The organism is Polyangium spumosum (assembly GCF_009649845.1).
Lineage (GTDB): Bacteria > Myxococcota_A > Polyangia > Polyangiales > Polyangiaceae > Polyangium > Polyangium spumosum.
Map to the genome: position 1 here is coordinate 658,452 of NZ_WJIE01000004.1, position 21,958 is coordinate 680,409.

17 protein-coding genes are annotated in these 21,958 nt (G+C 70.1%); 16 read left to right on the forward strand and 1 reads right to left on the reverse strand.

The genetic code is table 11. From position 1 onward, the window contains the following. Window positions 1-220 precede the first annotated feature (220 nt). The 11 genes from GF068_RS16620 to GF068_RS16670 all read left to right on the forward strand — a co-directional run bounded on the left by GF068_RS16620 (window position 221) and on the right by GF068_RS16670 (window position 13,743). Window positions 221-1,510 (forward strand): zinc-ribbon domain-containing protein, encoded by a 1,290-nt coding sequence (locus GF068_RS16620; RefSeq protein ID WP_153820343.1) that lies wholly within the window; start codon window positions 221-223, stop codon window positions 1,508-1,510. Between the two features lie 77 nt (window positions 1,511-1,587). Next, the gene (locus tag GF068_RS16625) at window positions 1,588-2,103 is read left to right on the forward strand and encodes a thioredoxin family protein (protein WP_170319521.1); all 516 of its coding nucleotides are present in this window, start codon (window positions 1,588-1,590) and stop codon (window positions 2,101-2,103) included. 57 nt (window positions 2,104-2,160) lie between these two features. Beyond that, window positions 2,161-2,697, forward strand: coding sequence for a hypothetical protein (locus GF068_RS16630; RefSeq protein WP_153820345.1), 537 nt, complete (start codon window positions 2,161-2,163; stop codon window positions 2,695-2,697). Further along, a complete protein-coding gene (locus GF068_RS47050) occupies window positions 2,676-4,781 on the forward strand; it encodes a DUF3570 domain-containing protein (RefSeq protein ID WP_153820346.1) in 2,106 nt (701 codons plus the stop codon). The genes GF068_RS16630 and GF068_RS47050 overlap by 22 nt, the downstream gene beginning before the upstream one ends. Then, window positions 4,781-5,338 (forward strand): hypothetical protein, encoded by a 558-nt coding sequence (locus GF068_RS16640; RefSeq protein ID WP_153820347.1) that lies wholly within the window; start codon window positions 4,781-4,783, stop codon window positions 5,336-5,338. Before GF068_RS47050 ends, GF068_RS16640 begins: the two co-directional genes overlap by 1 nt. After that, the gene (locus tag GF068_RS16645) at window positions 5,335-5,892 is read left to right on the forward strand and encodes a hypothetical protein (protein ID WP_153820348.1); all 558 of its coding nucleotides are present in this window, start codon (window positions 5,335-5,337) and stop codon (window positions 5,890-5,892) included. Before GF068_RS16640 ends, GF068_RS16645 begins: the two co-directional genes overlap by 4 nt. A 95-nt stretch (window positions 5,893-5,987) precedes the next feature. After that, a complete protein-coding gene (locus GF068_RS16650; protein WP_153820349.1) occupies window positions 5,988-7,973 on the forward strand; it encodes a serine/threonine protein kinase in 1,986 nt (661 codons plus the stop codon). Between the two features lie 287 nt (window positions 7,974-8,260). Beyond that, window positions 8,261-9,280, forward strand: coding sequence for a hypothetical protein (locus GF068_RS16655; RefSeq protein WP_153820350.1), 1,020 nt, complete (start codon window positions 8,261-8,263; stop codon window positions 9,278-9,280). 16 nt (window positions 9,281-9,296) lie between these two features. Next, window positions 9,297-10,775, forward strand: coding sequence for a di-heme oxidoredictase family protein (locus tag GF068_RS16660; RefSeq protein ID WP_153820351.1), 1,479 nt, complete (start codon window positions 9,297-9,299; stop codon window positions 10,773-10,775). Beyond that, a complete protein-coding gene (locus GF068_RS16665; RefSeq protein ID WP_153820352.1) occupies window positions 10,772-12,259 on the forward strand; it encodes a di-heme oxidoredictase family protein in 1,488 nt (495 codons plus the stop codon). Before GF068_RS16660 ends, GF068_RS16665 begins: the two co-directional genes overlap by 4 nt. After that, a complete protein-coding gene (locus GF068_RS16670) occupies window positions 12,256-13,743 on the forward strand; it encodes a hypothetical protein (protein ID WP_153820353.1) in 1,488 nt (495 codons plus the stop codon). The genes GF068_RS16665 and GF068_RS16670 overlap by 4 nt, the downstream gene beginning before the upstream one ends. Before the next feature lie 10 nt (window positions 13,744-13,753). Here GF068_RS16670 and GF068_RS16675 read toward each other — a convergent pair whose 3' ends face one another. Then, window positions 13,754-15,232, reverse strand: coding sequence for a Kelch repeat-containing protein (locus GF068_RS16675; protein ID WP_170319522.1), 1,479 nt, complete (start codon window positions 15,230-15,232; stop codon window positions 13,754-13,756). 278 nt (window positions 15,233-15,510) lie between these two features. On the opposite strand from GF068_RS16675, the gene GF068_RS16680 reads away from it, so the two are divergent. The 5 genes from GF068_RS16680 to GF068_RS16700 all read left to right on the forward strand — a co-directional run bounded on the left by GF068_RS16680 (window position 15,511) and on the right by GF068_RS16700 (window position 21,958). Beyond that, window positions 15,511-16,686 (forward strand): hypothetical protein, encoded by a 1,176-nt coding sequence (locus GF068_RS16680; protein WP_153820355.1) that lies wholly within the window; start codon window positions 15,511-15,513, stop codon window positions 16,684-16,686. A 41-nt stretch (window positions 16,687-16,727) separates the two neighbouring features. Continuing rightward, entirely contained in the window at window positions 16,728-17,990 is a 1,263-nt protein-coding gene (locus tag GF068_RS16685; protein WP_153820356.1) for a hypothetical protein, read from the forward strand. A 2-nt stretch (window positions 17,991-17,992) separates the two neighbouring features. Further along, complete coding sequence (locus tag GF068_RS16690; RefSeq protein ID WP_153820357.1) at window positions 17,993-18,829, forward strand: hypothetical protein; 837 nt, start codon at window positions 17,993-17,995, stop codon at window positions 18,827-18,829. Window positions 18,830-18,840: 11 nt separating this feature from the next. Further along, window positions 18,841-20,364 (forward strand): hypothetical protein, encoded by a 1,524-nt coding sequence (locus tag GF068_RS16695; protein ID WP_153820358.1) that lies wholly within the window; start codon window positions 18,841-18,843, stop codon window positions 20,362-20,364. A gap of 148 nt (window positions 20,365-20,512) precedes the next feature. Then, window positions 20,513-21,958, forward strand: coding sequence for a hypothetical protein (locus tag GF068_RS16700; protein ID WP_153820359.1), 1,446 nt, complete (start codon window positions 20,513-20,515; stop codon window positions 21,956-21,958).

Consider the following 21,958-nt stretch of genomic DNA (forward strand, 5'->3'; position numbering starts at 1 on the left):
GCGCGCTCCCTTCCTTGGGCGGGTTGCTTTTGACGCTCTTGCAAGCGCTTTTTTGGGTTGGACCTCAAGAAATTGCACGTGGAGACGAATTTTTGGCAAATTCGAGTCTTCCTCGTGGCTGATACGTCAGGAAAGGTCCGAAACGACGGGGCGCCCTGGTAGAGTCTTCTACCGAAGACCGACCGCGGGTAAACAGTCGACCCTCCGAACCAGACGCGACATGAAGATCACCTGCCAATCTTGCCAGTCGAAGTACACGGTTTCGGACGAGAAGGTCCAAGGCAAGACCGTCAAGATCAAGTGCCGTAAGTGCGGCGCGACGATCCTCGTCAACAGCAGCGGGGCGACCACGACGAACGCCGACGCCGCCTCGGCCGCCGGAGCCGAAGAGGCCGCGGCGACGGACGGCGGGTCGTACCAGGTCAACGTGGCCGAGGGCGATCAGCGAACGATGTCGCTGCAAGAGATCGTCCAGGCCTACAACAGCTCGGTCATCACCGCAGACACGTACGTCTGGGCCGATGGCATGGGCGACTGGCAGCCCCTCGGCCAGGTGCCGGCGATCGTGGACGCGCTCAACGCGGCCGCGCAAGGCGCGAGCGCGCCGCCGCCTGCCCCCGAGCCCGCGCGAGCCGCCGTCAAGAAGGACGCAGCGCGCGGCGGAGCGCGGGACCTCTTCGGCACCGACGGGTCCAGCCAGGACGTGTCGACGAGCGCCTCGAGCTTCGGCGGCTCCTCCCGCGCAGCCGCGCCCGTGCGCATCGGCGCCGGGCCCAAGGAGGAGCAGTCGGCGCTCTTCTCGCTCAGCGCCCTGACGAACCGCGCCGCCTCGTCGTCGTCGTCGGCCGCGAGCAGCCTCGGCAGCCTCGGCGCGCTGGCGTCGTCGCCGGCGAAGTCGATGAACACCGAGGACTCCGGCCTCATCGACCTGAAGGCCCTCGCAGCCGGCGCGGCCGCGCCTCCGGCGGCGAGCGCCGCGGCGAGCTTGCTCGGCGACTCGGGTGGCTTGTTCGAGCTCGCGGCGCCGCCCGTCACGGCGCCCGCCGCGGCGCCGATCCCGATGCCCGAGGAGGCCAAGCCCCAGAAGAACCGCACGCCGCTCTTCATCGGCATCGGCGCGCTCGTCGCGGTGGGCGCGATCGTCGGCGCGTTCATGGTCATGAAGGGTGATCCGCCGCCGGAGCAGCCGGTGGCGACCTCGGCCGCGCCGGTGAACACGCCGCCTCCGCTCGAGACCGCGCCGCCGGCCCCGACGCCGTCGGTGGCCGACACCGCGACGCCCGAGGCCAGCGCGTCCGCGGTCGCCGCGACGACGAAGACGGGCGGCACGACGAAGACGGGCGGCACGACGAAGACGGGCGGCACGACGACGAAGACAGGCGGCACGACGAAGACGGGCGGCGGCACGGCGCCGCCGGCCACGGCCAAACCCACGCCCAAGCCGAGCTCCTGCGGCTGCGCGCCGGGTGATCTCATGTGCGCCATGCGCTGCTCTGCCAAGGGCAAGTGAACCCGAAGGGAGGGGGCTCCCGACGCCCGGACAAACGGAGCCCCCCTCAACGTCTCCTCGTTCGTCTCTCCAAACATTTGATCCACAACCGCGCGTTTTTCCTCGCGGCTTGCCTCGTCGCGTGCGGAGCGCGTCCGCCGGAGGCGCCTCCGGTCGTGGCGATCCCCGGCGACGCGCCGGCCCCGGTCGCCGCCGCCGCGCCGCGCGACGACCCGAAGCCTCCGCCTCGGATTCGGCCGTGGGTGTGGGAGACGGACGAGCCGCGGGCCCGCGCGCGTGCTTCGCGGGAAGGTTTGCCGCTGCTCGTCCACCTCTCGGCCGACTGGTCCGCGGCTTCGCTCATGATGGCGCGCGAGGTCTGGTCCGATCCGCGTATCCTTCTTCAGCGCACGCCCCTCGTGGCGCTGCGCATCGATCTGACGGACGGGTCGGCGTCACCCGACGCCGAGCTCTGGGCCGAGCGGTACGGCGCGCGCGTCGTGCCGACGACGATCGTGTTCGACGCCGAGGGGCGCGAGGTCGCGCGTATCGACGGCGCCTGCACCGTGGAGGACGTCCTCGCGGCGATCGGGCGCGCCGCGGCCGATCCCTGAAGGAGAGCTTGTCCCTGTTTCCCGGGCCCGGTTATGATGGCGAGCCTCCCCGGTACCATGCTCGATCGCTCATCCATCCTCCTTCTCGCCGCGCTTGCGGCGCTCCCCATGGCGGTCGCCGGATGCGCCACCGAGGAGATCCCGCCCTACGGCGATCCGGCGAAGGTCGTGGGGGGCTCCGGGCCTTCCTCCTCGGCGGCAGGCGGCAGTTGCATGGCCGATCCCAATTGCGGGGTCAGCTTCGCGATGCAGGTCGCGCCGCTGCTCGACGGAGCCCCGGGCCGGTGCACCGACGCCGCGTGTCACGGTGCCGGGGTCGAGCCGCCGCAGCTCACGCCGAACGACCCGAAGAAGCTCCGCGAAGAGCTGCTCGCGATCACGTTGCCCGCGGGGCCGTACGTCGCGTGTGGTGATCTCCCGAGCTCGTCGCTGCTCTGCAGCATCCGGACGGAGATGGGTGTGACGAAACCTCCGAACTGCTTCCCGCTCATGCCGAAGGTCGACGAGGACGACGCGGTCGCCGACGCGCGGCTCACGCAGGCGCAGTACGACATCATCGAGGAGTGGATCCTGTGCGGCGCGCCCGACAACTGATCCGCGCGTTCTTGTTGCCGGCGGCCGTCTTCGCGCTCGTCGGGCTCACGGACGCAGGGCCCTCGTTCGCGGGGGACAAGGACGCCGACGGCCTCGTCGCGGTCGCCGAGGCGATGAACGAGTTCGTCGAGGGCAAGTACGACAAGGCCCTCCAGCGGCTCGGTGCGGCGCTCAGGGCGTGCAAGGGCAAGGCCTGCGAGCCGAGCGTGCGCGCCGAGATCCACATGGCGATGGGCGTCGTGCACGGCGCGGGCAAGAAGAAGCTCGACGCGGCGAAGCAGTCGTTCGAGGCGGCCCTCCAGGAAGACCCCAAGGTCAAGCTCGACAAGCAGTGGGCGACGAAGGACCTCGAGAAGACCTACGCCGAAGCGCGGCAGATCCTCGGCCCTTCGCGCCCGCCGCCGACGAAGCAGCAGATGGCCTCGGTCAGCGCCGCGGAGGCCGCGCTCGCCCAGAAGGACTGGAGCGGGTGCATGCAGACGCTCATCGCCGAGATGGCGACGTCGAGCGAGTTCGCCGCGGGCAAGCTGATGCTCGCGAAGTGCCAGGACGTCGGTGGCCTCCTGCTCGAGGCCGCGGCGGACGCGCAGATCGCGTCGAAGTACGCGGAAGAAGAGAACAACCCCGGCGTCGTCGACGAGGCCAAGGCGCTGCTCGAGAAGCTCAAACTCGACACGCCCACGATCACCTTGCAGATCCCGAGCTCGTGGAGCGACGTCGAGATCAAGATCGACGGCGTCGCCATCCCGAAGGAGAAGGTCAAGCAGCCGATCCCGCACAACCCGGGCAAGGCCACGATCGAGGCCAAGGGCAAGCGCGGCAAGTTCCCCGCGCAGTACAAGACGACCGAGGCGTTCGATCGCGGCGAGCAGATCACCGTCAACGTCGATCAGGGCGGCGCGGGCGGGAACAACAGCGCCGTCTTCCAGTGCATGCAGGCCGCGCGCACGCCGGCCGACATGCAGCGCTGCATCGACACCGGCGGCAAGGGGCGCGGCTTCACGCTGAGGGCCGGCCTCGAGACGATGTTCTACACCGACACGCTGAACACCACGGTCGTGTCGCCGGCCGCGTACGTCTCCGGCGAGAACCCGACCGCGGGCTGGCAGGTGGGCGGCAGCTTCGTCGTCGACGTCGTCAGCACGGCCTCGCCCGACATCGTGGCGACGGCGTCGCGGCGCTGGAACGAGACACGTTACGCGGGCTCGCTCTCGGGTGACTTCAAGGTCAAGACGGTGAAGGTCGGCTTGAACGGCGCGGTCTCGGTCGAGCCGGACTACCTCGCGCGCAGCGTCGGCGTCGCGTTGAGCACGGACCTCAAGAGCAAGATGGTCACGCCGACCCTCGCCTACAACCTCGGCTTCGACGTGCTCAGCCGCGCGGGCACGCCGTTCGAGGTCTTCTCCGAGGACATCATGCGGCACACGATCGACGCGGGCGTCTCGCTCGTGATCGATCCGAGCACGATCGTCGTCGTCGGCGGCACGGCCGAGCTCGTCTTCGGCGACACCTCGAAGCCCTACCGTCACATCCCGATGTTCACGCAGGCGGTCGCCTCGCGCGTCCCGCTCGGCGCGACGCGCCAGGTCGTGAGCTCGAACCGCTTGCCCTTCGCGCCGCTCGAGCAGCTCCCCACCGAGCGCAGCCGCTTCGCGCTCGTCGGCCGCGCGGCCAAGCGCTTCGACAAGACCACGATCCGCGGCGACGAGCGGGTCTACGTCGACACGTGGGGGCAGATGGCGAGCACCACCGACGCGCGCTTTTTCTTCGACGTCAACGACGACCTGCGCGTCGGCAGCCACCTGCGCTTCAACATCCAGTCGTCGGTCGACTTCTGGAAACGCGCCTACATCGCGGAGCAGACGGCGGCGGGGTGGAACGTCCCCCAGTACCGCACGAGTGATCGCGAGCTCGGCGCGCTCATGGGCTTCACGCTCGGCGCGAACGTGAGGTACGCGCTCGCCCGGGTGCTCTCGGCGCAGCTCCAGGTCGAGGGCCTCTACAACCAGTACTTCGACCACATCTACGTCTTCAACCGGTTCGGTTTGTTCACCGCCGCGACCCTGGAGCTGGAGGTCGATTGATGGTCCCCGTATCGAAGGGACGAACGGCCCTCGCGCTCGCGTTCGCCGCGCTCGGCGCCGTGGCCTGCAACGGTAACGATCCCCTCCCGCAGGAGGTGATCGACGGTTTGCCCGCGGAGACGGGCTCGCCGAGCGCGACGCACAGGCCGGGTCAGCCCTGTTTGTCCTGCCACTCGACGTACGGCGGGGCCGCGCCGGCGTTCGCGATCGCGGGCACCGTGTACAAGGAAGACGCCATGACGGGCGCGCTCGCGGCGGCGCCCAACGTGAAGGTCGAGATCTTCGACTCGGCCGGGCCCTCGCGGTTCGCCTGCACGAACGCGGCCGGCAACTTCTTCATCGAGAAGGAGAAATGGGCCGACCTCACGTTCCCCCTCAAGGTGAGGGCCGGGTCGCGGAACATGAACTCGATCATCGGCCGGGATGGCTCTTGCGCGACGTGCCACAAGTTGCCCTCGGACGACAGGCCGGGCACGGGCGCCGGGCGTGACTCGGCCGGCGTGGTGATCGTGGACGACGGAGACACGGATCCGATCTGTGGTGGAGGTGCGCCGTGACGCGAAACCTGCGTGAGCGGCTGTTCGGCCGGCGGGGCCTCGCGGCGCTCGGCGTCGTCTCGGCGGGGCTTCTGGCCATCGGCTTCGGGGCTTCGAGCTGCGTGGGCGAGGAGGGGCTCGAGGCGTACGCGTGCCCGAACCCCGCGGTCTTCACGGCGAGCGTCTCGCCCTACCTCGAGCGCCGCTGCGGCACGCTCGATTGCCACGGCCAGGCCACGCGGCCGATGCGGATCTACGGCCAGCTCGGCCTGCGCCACCCGCTGGAGAGCAACGTCTCCGGCGGGGCGGCGACGACGCAGCTCGAGCTCGAGTCGAACTTCGCGGCCGTGTGCAACCTCGATCCTGCTGCGATGCAGCAGGTGGTCGACGATCTCGGCTCCACGGCCGACAAGCTCCTGCTCGTCAACAAGGCGCGGGGGCTCGAGCGGCACAAGGGCGGCAAGATCGTGAACGAGCAGGATCCCGGCGACCTCTGCATCCTCGGCTGGCTCGGCTTCAAGGACGCTGCCACCGTGGACGCGGCCTGCACCGCGGCGATCGAGCCCCTGAAGTAGGGGCTCCTTCAAAGGATCGCGGGAAGTACCCACCGAGGCCCGAGACGTGCAAGAATGCCCCCGCGGCTTTCCTCGACGCCGCCACGATCCGAAACATGCGACCTGACGAAATTCGCCCGGGCGGCCTCGTGGCCGGGAAGTACCGCATCCGGACCATCCTGGGCCGGGGGCACGGCGTCCTCGTCGAGGCCTTCAACACGGAGTTCGACCAACGTGTCGCGATCCGCCTCCTGCTCGCCGGCCAGACCGACGACAAGGAGCTCGAGCGGTTCCGGCGCGAGGCGCGCACGCTCGCCAAGCTCGAATCCGAGCACGTCGCCCGCATCATCGACGTGGGGACCCAGCAGGACGGGACGTTTTACCTCGTCCGCCAGTTCCTCGAAGGGACCGACCTCGCCACGCACGTGAAGACCCGCGGCCCCTTGCCTTTGCAGGAGGCTTGCCTGCTCGTCCTGCAGGCGGCGGAGGCCGTCGCCGAGACGCACGGGCACGGCATCATTTTCCGCGAACTCCAGCCGCAACACCTCTTCGTGACCACGCGTGTCGGCGGCGCGCCTTTCCTGAAGGTCATCGACTTCGGCACCGCGAAGCTCATGCGGGACGTGGCCGCGCCCATGGCGGGCGAGATGACGGCCACGACGATGCTTGGCCTCTCGCCTTACTCCTCGCCGGAGATCGTGCGCAAGGCGAAGACGGTCGACGTGCGGGCCGACGTGTGGTCGCTCGGCGCGATCCTCTATTTCCTGCTCACGGCGCGCCCGCCCTTCGAGGGCGAGATGGCGATGCTCATGCTGCAGATCACGAAGGAGGAGCCGCGGCCCGTGAGCCAGCTCCGCCGCGATCTGCCGCCCGAGATCGAGCAGATCCTCGGCTGGGCGATGGCCAAGGACGTCGACGGCCGCTTCGCCAACGTGCACGGCTTCGCGCACGCGCTCCGGCCCTACGTGACGGCCGAGGGGCAGGTGATCATCGATCGCATCGGCGCGATCACGCACGCGGCCAAGCAACGCAAGAAGACTGGCTCCGTGCCGCCGCCGCCCCTGCCCACGCCTCTCCCCTCGCCGCGCACACCTGCGGGCAGCCAGCCGGGGATCGAGGACGAGGAGTCCGTCACGCGGATGATCCCCACGGCCCAGGCCATCGGCGAGATGGAGCGGACGATGTTCCTCGCGGGTGATTTCGTCCCGCAGCCGCCCGGGCCGCCCAAGGACCTGAAGCCCCCGACGCCGGGGACCGTGCCTTTCCCGCCTGGCGGAGGAGCGGGCCCTGTCTTCGGGGGCGCGGCGAGTGGCATGGCCGGGCCCTCCGGGCTCGGGCCTTCGGGGGCGCCCGATACGGCGCAGTCCGCGTGGGCTGCGGGGCGCGTGGATCCGGCGACGCCGCCGGGCACCGGCCCGATGGGCGGTGCGGTCGAGCCGAACCCCTTCGCGCCGAAGAAAGATCGACGGGTCCTCATCGGAGGGCTCGCGGCTGCGGCCGTGCTCGTGCCCGTGATCCTCGTGCTCCTGCTCGTCGGGGGCGACAAGAAGGAGGAGGCGGGTACGACGGCGGACAGCGCCGCGCCGGTGGCCGTCGCGCCCCCGCCGGCGACGACCGGCGCGCCGGAGGCCACGGCGGCGCCGCCTGCGGAGACGGCCGAACCTGCGGAGACGGCGCCTGCCGCGACGGGAGAGCCTGTCGCGGTGAACACGCCTCCGGCGGGGGATCCCAATGCGGGCAAACCGGCGGCGGGCGGCAACGTGGGTGGTGGGAGCGCGCCTGTGGGCACCGCCCCGAGCGGCGGCGGGACGTCGAAGCCCATCCCGACGCCCACGAGCACGGCGAAGGCGCCGCCGACGGCCACGGCGACGGCGGCACCTGCGGCCGGCGGCGGCAACGGCACGCTGGTCGCGGTCGCGGTCGGCGGGACGTGTGCGTTTTCGGTGAACGGCGCCTCGAAGGGGACGACGTCGACGCTCAAGCTCTCGCTCTCGCCCGGCACCTATTCGGTGAGCTGCAAGCCCGCGAGCGGCGCCACGAAATCGAGGAGCGTGGCCATCAAGAGCGGCGCGACCGCGATGGCGATGTTCAAGCTCCAGTAAATGCAGGAAAGGGCAGCCGAAAATGGCGCGCTGCCCGCCTATTTCGCCCTCCCTCGAGCGCACCCTCCCCGCGCCTTCGGTTCTGCGACGCATTGCGATGCGACCATACCCGCGCCGCGGGCCGCGTCCTTTGGGATGCGAATGGATGTACGCGATCCGCGTCGGCGAGACCTCCGGGCCGGGTTTTTAGCGAAAGTTATGTGTTGACCCACCGAAGCTGGCTTGTTTAAATAGCCGGCTGGTCTCATCGGGTCACCGCGTCGTGGGGGAAGCACCGGGAGTGGAGCATGCGCAATAGCTTTATCAAATCGATTCTCGTTCCGTTGACCGCGCTCGGCCTGGCGGCGTTTTTCGCCCAGGCGTGCAGCGGAGGGGACAACACGAACTCCGGCGGGTCGGGCTCGACCGCCTGTGTTCCCGGGCAGACCGCCGCGTGTGTCTGCGCAGGTGGGGGCGAGGGCGTCCAGGTCTGCAACGTGTCCGGCAATGCTTTCGGGCCGTGTGATTGCGGCGGCGGCGGCGGCATGGGCGGCGCGGGCGGCGGCGCCCCGACCTGCGTCCCCGGCGGCGGCTCGACGGCGCCCGTCTGCGGCAATGGCAACGTCGATCCGGGCGAGGAGTGCGACGACGGCAACTGCGTGCCCGACGATTCTTGCACCGACAAGTGCAAGCTCCCGTTCTGCGGCGACAAGATCGTGCAGGCGGGCGAGGACTGCGACGACGGCCAGAACGAGGTCGGCGACGTGTGCCCCGACGACTGCCAGCTCGACGGCGGCACGGACGCCCCCGTCGATCCCTGCGAGGGCAAGCTCATCTTCAGCGACTTCACGGCTGCGCCGCAGGCGGCGCAGTGGAGCTTCATGGGCAGCCTCGGCTACGAGGCCGGCACGAAGATGTGCCAGGCGATCGGCGCGGCCGGCGTCTGCGATTACCTGCAGCTCAAGGAGGTCCTCGACAACCCCGCCGCGCACCCGGCCGACGTCACGAAGATGCTCACGAAGGTCCCCGCCGGTGGCATGATCACCGTGTGGGTCAACCGCAGCACGGTCGAGACGGTGGGCGGCGTCGCGTCGCAGCCCGGCGCCGGCGCCACGTGCAACAACTGGACGTACATCACGAACCACATCGGCGACGGCGAGTACCTCACGCTGAACAACACGGCCGGCGCGCTCTCGGGCACGTTCACGCTCGACGCGGACACGGTCTTCTCCGGCGATCCCGGGGACGGTCATGCGCAGCCCGGCCTCGATTGCGGCGGCGTCACGCGCTACATCCCCTGCTGCTTCCCCGTCTGCGCGCCGCAATGACGCGGAGCCTCGCGGCATGAGCGCTCTCCGTCGGCTCGGACTCGCGCTCCTCCTCCCCCTGGCGGCCGGCCTCGTGGTCGCCGCCGGGGGCGAGGGGCCCGTCCCCTGGCCACACGGCGAGGCGCCCTCCGCGGTCGAGCTCGATGAAATGGTCGGCGGCGCCCTCGACCTCGCCAAACGCGAGCGCTTCGAGGAGTACCTCGAGGCCGCGGAGAAGGGCGAGGATCGCGAGCACATCTTCGCGCTGCAGTCGACGATCGATCTCGGCGCTTACGATCTCGATCGGCTCTTCCAGTTCGGCGACGCGCTCTTCGCGCACGAGTTCCGCAAGGAAGACGGCTACGGCGACGCGCCGTATCCCGGGCTCATGCGCGTGCACACGGGCGTGCGCGGCGGGCTCGACACGTATTCGTGCGCCGGTTGCCATTCGGTCGGCGGTCCCGACGGCGCGGGCGCGCCGACGCAAAACGCTTTCCTGCTGGGCGACGGCGATCGGGCCTCGTCGGCGAACCAGCGAAACGCGCCGCACGTGCTCGGCCTCGGGTTCGTCCAGGCGCTCGCCGCGGAGATGACCTACGAGCTCGGCCTTGCGCGCACGAACGCGCTCGCCGAGGCCGCGGCGAGCGGGGCCGACGTGACCGTGGCGCTCGAATCGAAGGGCGTCTCGTTCGGCAGCCTCACGGCGCGCCCCGACGGCTCGCTCGAGACGTCGGCCGTCGTCGGGGTGGATCGGGATCTCGTGGTCAAACCCTTCGGCTGGAAGGGCGACATCGCGCGGCTCAGGCGCTTCACCGAGGACGCGGCGCGGATCCATTTCGGCGTGCAGTCGCACGTGCTCGCGCTCGGGTGGCAGGTCGAGCCGGACGTGCCGAAGCTCGGCGCCGGGCCGAGCTGGTGGGACCCCGATGACGACGGCGTGCAGCGCGAGATCGAGGAGGGCATCCTCACGGCGACCGCGGTGTACATGGCGATGCTGGAGTCGCCGGTGATCCTGCCGCCGCACGATCCGGCGCTGCGCGCGCGCTGGTCGAATGGAATGGCCGTGTTCGAGGAGGCCGGCTGCGCGGGCTGCCACCGCCCGGAGCTGCCGCTCTCGAGCGTGCGCTGGTACGAGTGGCCCGATACGACGGGCGGGCCGCCGGTGGAGCTCAACCTGATGCGCGACGGCGACAAACCACGCGGCACGAGCCTGGTGAAGCTCTACAGCGATCTCAAGCGGCACGACATGGGCGAGGCGCTCGCCGATCCCCACGACGGGACCGGGGAGATCCCGCGCGGCGTCTTTCTGACCCGCCCGCTCTGGGGCCTCGCCGAGACCGCGCCTTACCTGCACGACGGCCGCGCCGCGACGATCCCCGAGGCCATCGAGGCCCACGGCGGCGAGGCCGAGCCGGCGCGCGACGCCTTCCGCGCGCTCGATCCCGAGGACCGGAAGGACCTCCACGTCTTTTTGCTCTCGCTCACGCGGGAGCCGAAGGTCCACGTGTTGCAATGAAGCGCGCGCTCTCCTTCACGCTCGTGGCCACCACGCTCGCTGCGTGCGCGCTCGAGCCCACGCCCATCCCGACCGCGCAAAAAGGATCGGCGCGCGCGCTCGGGGTGTACACGACGAACCTCGATCCGGACCTCGAGCGTCAAGCGTACGACGCCCTCGCGCGGGACGCGCGGCGGCGCGAGCACCGCTTCCTCGACGCCGTCGATCCCGAGCACCTCGCTCGCTCGATCCGCGTCGAGCAGTCCGATCTCGAGGCGGGCCTCCATCCGCCCGAGGAGATCTTCCAGCTCGGCGCGCAGCTCTTCCACGCCACGTTCACGCCTCCGATGGGGTACGGCGGCGAGGATCGTCCGCACCTCTCGCGCTTCCACCAGGGCCGCCGCGGCGGGCCGGACGCCATGCGTTGCGCTTCGTGCCACTGGCGCGGCGGTCCCGGCGGCGCGGGCGACGCCGCGGACAACAGCTACCTCGCGGGCGACGGCGATCGGCAGTCGAGCGCGCTCGCGCGGAACCCGCCTTCGCTCGCGGGCGCGGGCCTCGTCGAGCTCGTCGCGCGCGAGATGAGCGCCGAGCTCGCCCACGCGCGTGCGTCGCTCGTCGCGGCGGCGAAGGCCGCGGGCAAACCCGCGCGCGGGCCGCTCGTGGCCAAGGGCGTCGATTTCGGCGAGCTCGAGGCCCGGCCCGACGGCGGCCTCGACGGCACGAGCCTGCTCGGGGTCGACGCCGATCTCGTGGTCAAACCTTTCGGCTGGAAGGGGCATTTCGCCTCGCTGCGCGACGTCGTCGAGGACGAGCTCAACGTCCACCACGGCATGCAATCCACCTGGCTCGTGGCGCACGCGGACCCCGCGCGGATCGGGCCGTTTGGCGGGACGGACCCCGACGGCGACGGCGTCACGGACGAGATCACCGAGGGCCAGGTGACCGCGCTCGCGCTTTTCCTCGCGATGCAGGAGGTGCCAATCTCGGATCTCCCCGAGGAGCAGGACCACATCGTGCGGCTCGGCGCGGGCGAGGCGCGTTTCCAGGCCCTCGGCTGCGCGGGTTGCCATGTCCCGTCGTTATCCCTCGAGAGCGCGGTGTTCACGCTCCCGAGCCGCGAGGGCGGGGCCTCCGTCTCCGTGGATCTCGCGCGGGACGCGGCCATGCCGCGGATCACGCCGCCGGCGGAGGGAGGCTCGCTGCGGGTCTGGCTCTACAGCGATCTCAAGCGGCACGACATGGGCCCTGCGCTCGCGGAGAACCAGGCGGATCGGGGGGTTCGTCCGGGCACCTTCCTGACCCGCCCGCTCTGGGGCCTCGCGCGGAGCCGCCCCTACCTGCACGACGCCCGCGCCCCGACCCTCGAGGATGCGATCCTGCTCCACGGCGGCGAGGCGCAGGCCGCGCGGGACGCGTTCGCCGCGCTCTCGGAGCCCGAGCGCGCCGACCTCCGCGTCTTCCTCACCTCGCTCACCCGGGCTCGCCGGCTCTCGGTTCCATGACACGTTCGCTCGTCGTTTTGCTCCTCTTCGGCCTCGGCGCGCTCGGCTGCGGCGAGGTCGAGGTCGCCTGTGACGACCCCGTCGCCTGCACCTGCGGCCCCGCCCGCGCCTTGCCCGACGGAGGCTGCTGCCCCGCGTGGACCGTGGCCGAGGCGGGCGGGGTTTGTCGCCCGCGCGCCTTCGTGTACCCCGCGCCTTCCCATGCGATCGGCAGCCCCGGGGCGCGCCGCGTCTCCGCGTCGATCGACGGCAGGGGCCGCGTGATCTTCGTCTGGGACGAGGCCGCTCTGCCCGGGCACGACGTCGTCGTCGTCGCCGAGGAGACGGACGCGGGTTTGTCCCTTCGCGAGCCGAGCGCCGCGTTGCCCGGGTTCGCCGGCATGGGCGTGGTCGTCGGATGCGAGGCGGGCGACGCGGTGGTCTCGTGGCGCCAGTCGATCTCCGGCAGCGAGGGCGACGTCTTCCGCAGCGAACGCGCGCCGGACGGGACGTGGACCGATCCGACGTCCGTCGCGGATCGGGCCTCGCTCGGGGAGAAGGCGTACGAGCCGAGGCTCGCGACGGCGCCCTCGGGCGAGGTCCTGCATGTGTGGAACCAGTGGTACGACGGTTCCCACTACGGCGTCGCGGTCGCGCGCCGGAAGGGCCCGGGCGAGGCGTGGGAAGGGCCTGCGGCCGAGGACGACGTGCTCTCGCCGCCCTCGTTTTTTTCGAACGCGCCGCAGATCGCCGTGAACGGCCGGGGCGACGCGGTCGTGTCCTGGTACCAGTCCGCGGGCGGCGCGCTCATGGCGTTCATGAGCGAGCGGATGGGCGAAGGAGGCGCGTTCACGCGGCCCGGCGTGGACGATTTCGTCTCCGCGGACGGCGCGACCGTCGACAACGATCCCATCTCGAACCCGAAGCCCGCGGTCGCCGAGGATGGGCGCGCGGTCGTGGTGTGGACGCAGGAGACGGGGCAGGGCGGCGTCGCGGTGTACCTCGCCGCGCGGGACACGAAGGGCACGTGGACGCGGCCCGCGGATCTCGGAGATACGTTCTCGCGGCCGGAGGGCAAACGTCGGGACGTCCGCGCGGCGTTCGACGCGCAGGGGTTCCTCTACGTGGTCTGGTCCGAGGACGTGGGGACCGGGCCTGTCGTCAACCTCGCCCTGCGCAGGCCCGACGACACCTGGATCCACCCGGGTGATCAACCACTCGTGCTCTCGAGCGACGAGGCGACCGAGGCGATCACGCCGGTCGTCGCCGTCGGCCGGGACGGCGGGGTGCTCGTCGCGTGGAGCGAGCAGGTCGGCGGGCGCTTCCGCGTCGCTGCGCGGCGTGGCAGCGCGGCTGGCTTCGGGCTGATCGAGGTCCTCTCGCCGGCCGGGGATCACGCGCTCGCGCCGCACGTGGCCATCGGCGGCCCGGGTGATCGCGCCGTCGTCGCGTGGATCCAGGGTGATCCGAGCGTCGGCCGCGTCCTCTTCGCGACGCTCGATTGACGAGGGTTTGTCAGGGCTGCGCTTCGGCGCCCGTGCCGATCGCGCCGCTCGCGTCGCGTCCGCCCCACACCAGCATCCGCGTGCCGGTCCACGTCGCCGTCGCGTCGCGGCGCGCGCTCAGCTCGGGCACCTCGGGGATGGGCTCCCACGTCCCGCCGTTCATGCCGGGCGTGTACCGGCCGCCGTCGCCGAGGGCTCCGGTGCAGACCAGGTCCCCGCAGCCTCCCCAGACGATCATCGACGACCCCGTCCAGACGGCCACGTGTGAGCGGCGCGCGCTCGGCGCGCCCGTCGTGGTCATGGGCGTCCACGTGCCCTGCGCGCCGTTGTTCGGCGCGAAGATCGCGCCCGTGTCGAGGTACGGCCCGCCGTTCCAGCCGCCCCACACGTAGATCTCCGAGCCCGTCCACACGGCCGTGTGTGACTCGCGGAACGAGGCCGCGTTCGTGTTCGAGGTCTTCGCCGTCCACTGGTTGTTCTGCGGCGAGTAAAACGCGCCGTCGCCGAACCAGTCGAAGAAGTCCATGCCTCCCCACACGACCACGCGATCGCCCGTCCACGTCGCGGCGTGCTGCGTGCGCGGGCTCGGGGCGCCGCTCGTGGCCGTCGCGGACCAGGTCTGCGTCTGGACGTGGTAACGGCCGCCCGAGCTCAAGGGCTGGTTCGTCCCCGAGGTGCCACCCCAGACGACCATGTACCCGTCGGCGAAGACCGCCGTGTGGCGGATGCGCGGCGAAGGCTCGCCGGTGGTGGAAAGCGGCGTCCAGGCGTTCGTGTTCGGGTTGTAGATCGCGCCCGAGCCGACGAGGCCGTCCGTCGAATAACCGCCCCACACGACCATGACCTCGCCCGTCCAGACCGCCGTGTGGCCGAAGCGCGGCGAGGGCGCGCCCGTGGTGCTCATCGGCGTCCACGTCTTCCCGACCGGATCGTAGACCGCGCCGTCGCCGAGCAGCGGATCGGGGCCGCCGCGCTCGCCGCCCCAGAGGATCCACTTCGTGCCCGTCCAGACCGCGGAGTGGTTGAAGCGCGGCGAGGGCGCGTTCTCCGTCGGCAGGGCCACCCACGACAGGCAACTGCTGCCGAGCGGCGTGTGCGAGATCATGCCCGTCTGCGGATCGCAGGAATCGGTCGTGCACGGATCGCCGTCCTCCGTGCTCACCGGCGTCGCGACACACGCGCCGGCCGCGTCGCAGACGAGGCTCTCCACGCAGGGCTCGGGGGCGCCGCACGCCGTGCCTGCGGCGAGGGGCGTGGACATGCAGGCGCCCGACATGCACGTGTCGGTGGTGCAGGGGTTTTGGTCGTCGCAGGCCGTGTCGTCGGCGCAGCCTGCATCGGACGTGCTCCCGCCGCTGCCGGCGTCCGGGGCGTTCGTGTCGTCGGGGATCAGATCGTAATCGATCTCGGCGATGAGCACGCAGCTCGTGGCCGACGACGCGACGAGGAGCGCGCTCGCGAGGGCGAGCGGCGCACGGCGGGGAGACATCCTTTTCCGGTACCAAGGATGTTGCCGAGCATCAAGAACTCCTTCCCATGAGGTGCAAGGGGACGCATAATCTGGATCTGATCCGGCTCGTCCTCGATCTTCGAGGCGAGGCGAATCGAGGCGAGGGTCGCGCCGATCGATGCAAGGACAAGGCGTGGCCCTCGGTTTCCCGGCCTCCTCGGGTGGACCTGCATCGATCCACCTGCTCATCCTCGATCCTTGTTATGGCAGTGAAAACTTCTCGTGAAATCGGATCGTCACGCCGCTCCATTGCGGGGGTGGCCTTGTCGCTCGGCGTCATGGTCACGGTCGCGGTGGGGATCTCTGCGTGTTCGGGCGGGGGCGCCGGGGACTCGGGGGCCGGCGCGTCCGGCGGCGGGGGCGTGGGTGGCATGGGCGGCGGGCCTTCGGGGCCTTCGGCGTACGAGCTTTTCCTGGAGGTCGAGCCCGACCTCGTCACGAATTGCAACATCTGCCACAAGAAGGGCGGCTCGGCGCCGGCGCCGTTCCTCGCGGGGGAGACGCCCGAGGAGCGGTACCAGACGATAACGTTCTGGCCGGGCATCGTGGTCTCGGCGCCCGAGCAGAGCATTCTGATGACGCACCCGGAGTCGCCGAACCACGGCGACGGTGAGGCGCCGAAGATCCCGGACGCCGTCAAGCCCAAGGTGCTCGCGTGGTTGACGGCCGAGTCGGACAACCTGCCTTCGACCGACCCTGCGGACATCGGGCCGAGCGTTCGACCGTTCCGGCCTCTGCCCGGCGGCGCGCTGAACACCGTCTACCTCGACGATCTCGGCCCCGAATTCGAATACATGTCGATCTCCTTCTTCGCGGAGGCGCTCGGCGGCTCGAGCGACGCGCCCACGATGCTGCGGCTGACGAACATCACGGTCCACCCCGTGGTCGACAGGCCGCTCCACATCGTGCACCCGCTCTTCACCGTCTATGTGCCTGGACAGAAGGGTGATCCGGATCCGGTCGACAGCTTCTCCAATCTCGACCAGACCTTCACGCTCGGCGGCGAGAACACCCTCGGCACGGGCGAGCTCGTCCTGACGAACTGGCAGAAGGGCGCGTACGTCGGGATCGCGTTCGAGCTCATCGAGGTCTACGGCGGCAACGCCGGGCCGGGGACCGGCTGCAAGGACCTCGCGATGTTCAAGGCGAACGTCGCGCCGGCCATGCAGACCTGCATGATGAAATGTCACGGTGGGACGAACCCGCAGGCGAAGGGCACGATGGATCTCTCGGAGCTCAACGCGATGATGCCCGATGCGGCTTGCCAGGAGGTGCGAGCGCGCATCAAGCCCGGGGATCCGGCGACGAGCCAGATCCTGCAGGTGACCGATCCGGTGCAGCCGATCGTGCACATGTACAAATTCGATGGTGATCTGAACGCATACAACGCTTTCAAAGCCAAGGTGGAGCCTTGGATCATGGCGGAGCAATGACAATGAAATGGGGCAAGAGAGCGTGGACGGGGCCCGCGCTGATGGGACTTTCTTTGGTCCTTTCTGCGTGTAACCCCGACGATCCGAACAAGCTCCTCGGCGGGTCGCCCGCCAATGGAGGAAAGCCCTGCCCGCCCTCCGCGGGCGGCGAGGGCGGCCAGGCGCCGACGACCGTCGGGAACGGCGGCGGGAGCAGCACGGGGACGACCACCGGCGGCGGCAACGGCGGCCCGAAGACGGTGCTCGACGAGCGCGTCGTCTCGTATAGCGAAGCGCTGCGCACCGCGAGCCTCAAGCTCGCGGGCAAGCTGCCGAAGAACGACGAAATCGAGGGCATCCGCAGCGCCGAGGACCCGAAGAAGGTCTACGAGACGTTCGTCGACCAGTACATGGCGTCGCCGCGGTTCGCCTCGGCGATGATCGATTTCTGGAAGAACACGTTCCGCTCGGGCGCGATGGCGCCGGGTGAGACGCCGAACCGGGACACGGCGCCGCTCTTCGCCGCGAAGATCACCGTCGAAGGCGCGGATTTCCGGCAGATGTTCACCGCGACGGCCGGCACCTGCCCCACGTACGACGCGGCGACGGGCACGTTCACGCCCGGCGATTGCGCGAACGGCCCGACCGCCGCGCCCGCGGCCGGCGTGCTCACGGACGCGGGCCTCATGGCCCAGTATGCGAGCGCGCTCGCGTTCCGGCGCGTCCGGTTCATCCAGGAGACGTTCTCCTGCAGCAAGATGCCGGCCGAATACACGAGCAAGCCGGAGCCGAAGGGCCAGGGCTTCTACACCTCGCCGTGGCCTTTCGAGTCGATCGCCGGCGCGGCGAACGGCGGTCGCGTCGACTTCCTCGATTACTCCTCGACGATCTGCGCGAACTGCCATGGCACGATGAACCACCGCGCCCCGCTCTTCGCGGCCTTCGACGACAGCGGCACGTACGTCGAGCCGGTGGTGGGCGGCGACGGCTTCCTCGAGTTCTCGGCCACGGTGCCCATCGACGGCAACCCGAAGGTCAAGATGAGCGATTACCTCCCGCCCGGGGAGACGACGGGCTTCAAGTTCGGCGCGCCGGCCGCGAACATGCTCGAGTTCGGCCAGAGGATGGCGGCCGACGACGAGGTCGCGCGTTGCGCGGTCGTCCGCGTCTGGAACTTCGCCATGTCGAAGGGCGACGCGGTCTACGATCTCGCCGACGTGCCCGAGAGCGTCATCGGCCCGCTCCTGACGCAATTCAAGACCAACTACAACCTGCGCGATGTCATCCGCGCCGCGTTCGTCCACGACGACTTCGTGAGGTATTGATCATGGCGCGAAGTTTCTTCGGCTGGGCGCTGCCCGGCCTCTTCTTCACGATCGGCTTCGGGTTCGCGGCGTGCCTCGGCACGGAGGATCCGATGGGCGAGGACTGCGTGCCGTCGGCGACGGGCCCCGGCGGGGGCGGCGGCGACGATGGCACCGGCGGGACGGGCGGCGCGGGCGGCGGCACGACCGGCGCGGGCGCGCAATCGGCCGGCGACCCCGAGACGAGCCAGAATGGGGAGAACAACTTCCACCACCCGATGGATCCGACACAATCGGGCCAGGAGGATCCCTTCGAGATCCTGAAGAAGCGCGCGTCCGAGGGGCCGCCCGAGATCCGCACGCGGCTGCACTCCTGCAGCAAGCTCACGTATGCGGCGCTCGGCGATCTGCTCTCCTCGCGCGGCGTGGATCTCAACAAGGTGGCCGCGGCGGGGCAACCGCCGACGGCGGGCCAGCTCTACAAGTCCGCGGCGACGAGGGACTCGCTCGGCGTGGCGAACTTCGACGCGCGCATGGGCGAGTCGTATTTCTACACGATCTCGGCGGCGGCGAAGGTGCTCGACATCTTCGTGCAGGCCGCGCCCGAGATCATCCAGAACATCCAGAACGCCGAGGAGTGCAAGGTCAACGGCGTGGGGTATCCGATGTTCTCTCCGTCCGACGGTGAATGCGTTTATTACGCCCTGAGCTGCATCATGGGGCGCCCGGCGACCGAGGACGACATGGATCTCTGCAACCTGATGGTCGCGCAGGCGAACCAGGCCAGCCCTCAGGATCTGGCGAACAAGCGCGCGCTCACCGTCGCTGCGTTCATGAGCGCGGCGCATACCTGCGAGTAGGAGAACGGGCCATGGCAAACTATAAACTCAAGGATTTGCGCGGCCCCCAGCGCCGGAATTTCCTCCGGCTCATGGCCGCCGCGGGCGCGGGCTTCGCGCTCGAACGGTCGAGGCTCCTCAACTTCATCGCCGACGAGGGCGGCACGGCGCTCGCCGCCGAGGCGTGTGGCGAGACGAACCGCCACGTCGGCATCGTCTCCGGCGGCGGCAACTTCTGCCTCTGGCACCTCATCTGGCCGCTGCCCGACGTGGCGGCCGCGATGAACCCGGTCTTCTCGTACGACGCGGTCGGCCAGGGGTTCATGACGAACCACGTCGACGCGACCTCGTATTTCAAGTCGGGCCCCGCCGACAGGCCGTTTTATTACGGGCCGGACTCGCCGTTCGTCGACCAGGCGACGCAGCAGGTGCTCCGGCCGATGACCGCGTACCTCGTCGCGGACACGGCCGTGCATCATCGCAAGCCGCTCCGCCAGATCACGATCGACGGCGCGCTCCCGGGCAACACGAACAACAGCGGCGACGGCATCGTCGGCAACAGCGTGACGCTCTTCGCCGCCATTGGCGCGCTGCAGCGCACGACGACGTCGATCCTGCCCTCCATCGGCGTCGCGCCTGCCTCCATTGGCTCCGCGCCGGGCGCGCCCACGCTCTCGGTCGTGCCGAGCGCGGACTCGATGGTCGACCTGTTCAACAGCGCCGCTTCGAAGGCGATCCTGCTCGCGCAGGAGGACAAGTCGATGTTCGAGACCTATTACAAGGCGATCCTCGGCCTGCGCGAGGCCGCTGGTCGCCCGACCTGGGCCCGCGAGCTCGACATCGCCAAGAAGGCGTCGAACCTCATCGGCCGGAACCTCGCCTCGCAGCTCATGCCCACGGCCGCGGACCTCGCGTTTTATGGCGCGACCGAGGTCGAGGGAATGGCGGCGGCCTCGTTCTTCGGCGGTCAGAACGGCAAGGACAGGCTGCTCAACCTGGCGAAGGCCCTCATCATCACGAAGAAGGCGTTCGCGCTCGGGTTGACGAACCAGGTGATCATCGGCGTCGTGCCGGAGACGGGCGGCGGCATCTTCACCGATCCGCACGAGACCTTCGCGCAGCTCCCCGGCGCGCGGAACGTGGTCAAGTACTACGGCATGTTCCTCGACCGGTTCTATCAGGACCTCGCGAATTCGGCGGATCCCGCCTGCACCGCGAAGAACCTCGACAAGACCGTCATCACCACGATCCACGGCGATCACCCGCATGATCCGCTCCGTCGGCCGGCGTGGCCCGACTCGACGCCGGGCGGCGCGAACTGGATCTACGTGATGGGCAACGGCTACCTCCCGGCCGGCTGGCACGGGCATCCGAAGACCGACAACACCGCGATGGGCATCGACCCGACGACGGGCATGTCCGTCGATTACAACGGCACGAGGTCCGTGCACGCCGCGAGCGCCGCGATCCTCTACGCGATCGCGAACGGCGACATGAAGAAGGTGACGGAGTTCTACAAGGGCCCCGCCATCAGCGCGCTCGTCAACCCCGTCTGACAGAGCCCCTCGGGGCCTTCACCTGACCTCGGCCGCGGAGTGATCCGCGGCCGAAGTCTTTTGGGGGGCACGAACGTCGAAGGCCCGTTCGCCGAAAGGTGTAGGGTCTTTGCGGGCTCGAACGTTCCCGGGAGGCGAGGAGGATCAAATGAAGCGGAGCATGGTGGGTGTTGCGGCGTTTTTCGCCACGGGGATCGGGCTCGCGGCTGGCTGCGCGGGGGGTCCGACCGTCGTGCACAGCAGCGACGAGGCCGCGACGCCGAAGGCCACGCAGGCAGAGGCGCAAGCTGTCGCGCCCACGGCCGAGCCGACGTCGAAGCCCGTCACGACCGGCACGGCGGCCGAGGTGGCGGGAGGCCCGTCCGAATGGGGCATCCTCGGCCCCACGCCCGCGGCGAACGTGGATTACCCGAGCGTCGTCCGGAAGGTCGAGTCGATGGTCGGCGACCGCAACGTCATGGCGGGGGCGCAGCGCCGTGGTTTGTCGGTCATGAACGTGATGTGGGAGGATACCGGCAGGGCGCAAGGCTCGTCGCTTGGCCCGAACATCTCGGATCTGACGCTGCAGGTGCGCTTCCGCGAGGACGCGCGCGGCGGCTTCCGCACGGCGCTGATGCCCGTGATTCGTTTCCCGAACTTCACGGATCGCACGGGCGACATCCCCTCGGATCGGTTCTTCGTGCGGGTCGGCAACCAGAAGGCGGCGGGAGGCTCGATCGAGTCGGTGCCGCTCAAGGACGTGCTCCGGGACATCCGCGCCTTCGCCAGCGTACCGGGCTCGATCCTCGGCAGCGGCAACCTGCTCGCGCCGCGGGACACGCATTTCCTCGTGAGCGCGCAGGCCGTGTTCCTGCCGATCCCGAAATCGGGCAAGGCCGAGTTCAACCCGGTGATCTTCAACTACCAGTCGGCGCCGAGATCGCCGGCGGTGCTCACGCTGCTCGTCACGCGTGAGGGCACGAGCATCAGCGTGATCGAGAACCGCGGCGAGGAGATGGGCGCGCGCGGGATGGGGCAGGAGCTCTATTTCAACAACAAGGGCCAGCGCGCCTCGTTCACGGCCGAGCGCCGGAGCGACGTGAAGGCGCGGATCGAGGCGCAAGGTGGGCCGAAGACGGAGGCCGATCAGAGCGCGCTCGCGAAGGGAGCCGACGTGCTCTTCCTCGTGCAGGTGCCGCTCGTGCACGCGCAACGTGGCAGGCTCGGCGGGTCCTTGCCGCCCTCGGCGCCGATGGCCGCCGGCGCCGCGCCGATGCCCGCGCCCATGCCGAAGAAGTCGGCCGCCAAGGCCGCCGACGAGGAGAGCGACGTCGAGCAAGCGGTGCTCGGCCACGGCCCGAACCTCGGGCCCTACAACGAGGGGCGCAACCTCAAGCTCGTGCGGGATCCCAAGTTCCCGATCCGGATCACGGTGCAGTTCTACAAGGCGACGAGCAACGGCGTCGTCGACGCGTCGGACCTCGACGGCATCGCGCGCTCGATCGGCAGCGTGTACGAGCACGCCGAGTTCGTCGGCTCGCTCGTGGTGCCGGAGGGGGATCCGCGGCGGCCGACGGCCTGGCAGAAGATCCCGGGCGAGTGGTTCCCGTGGTGA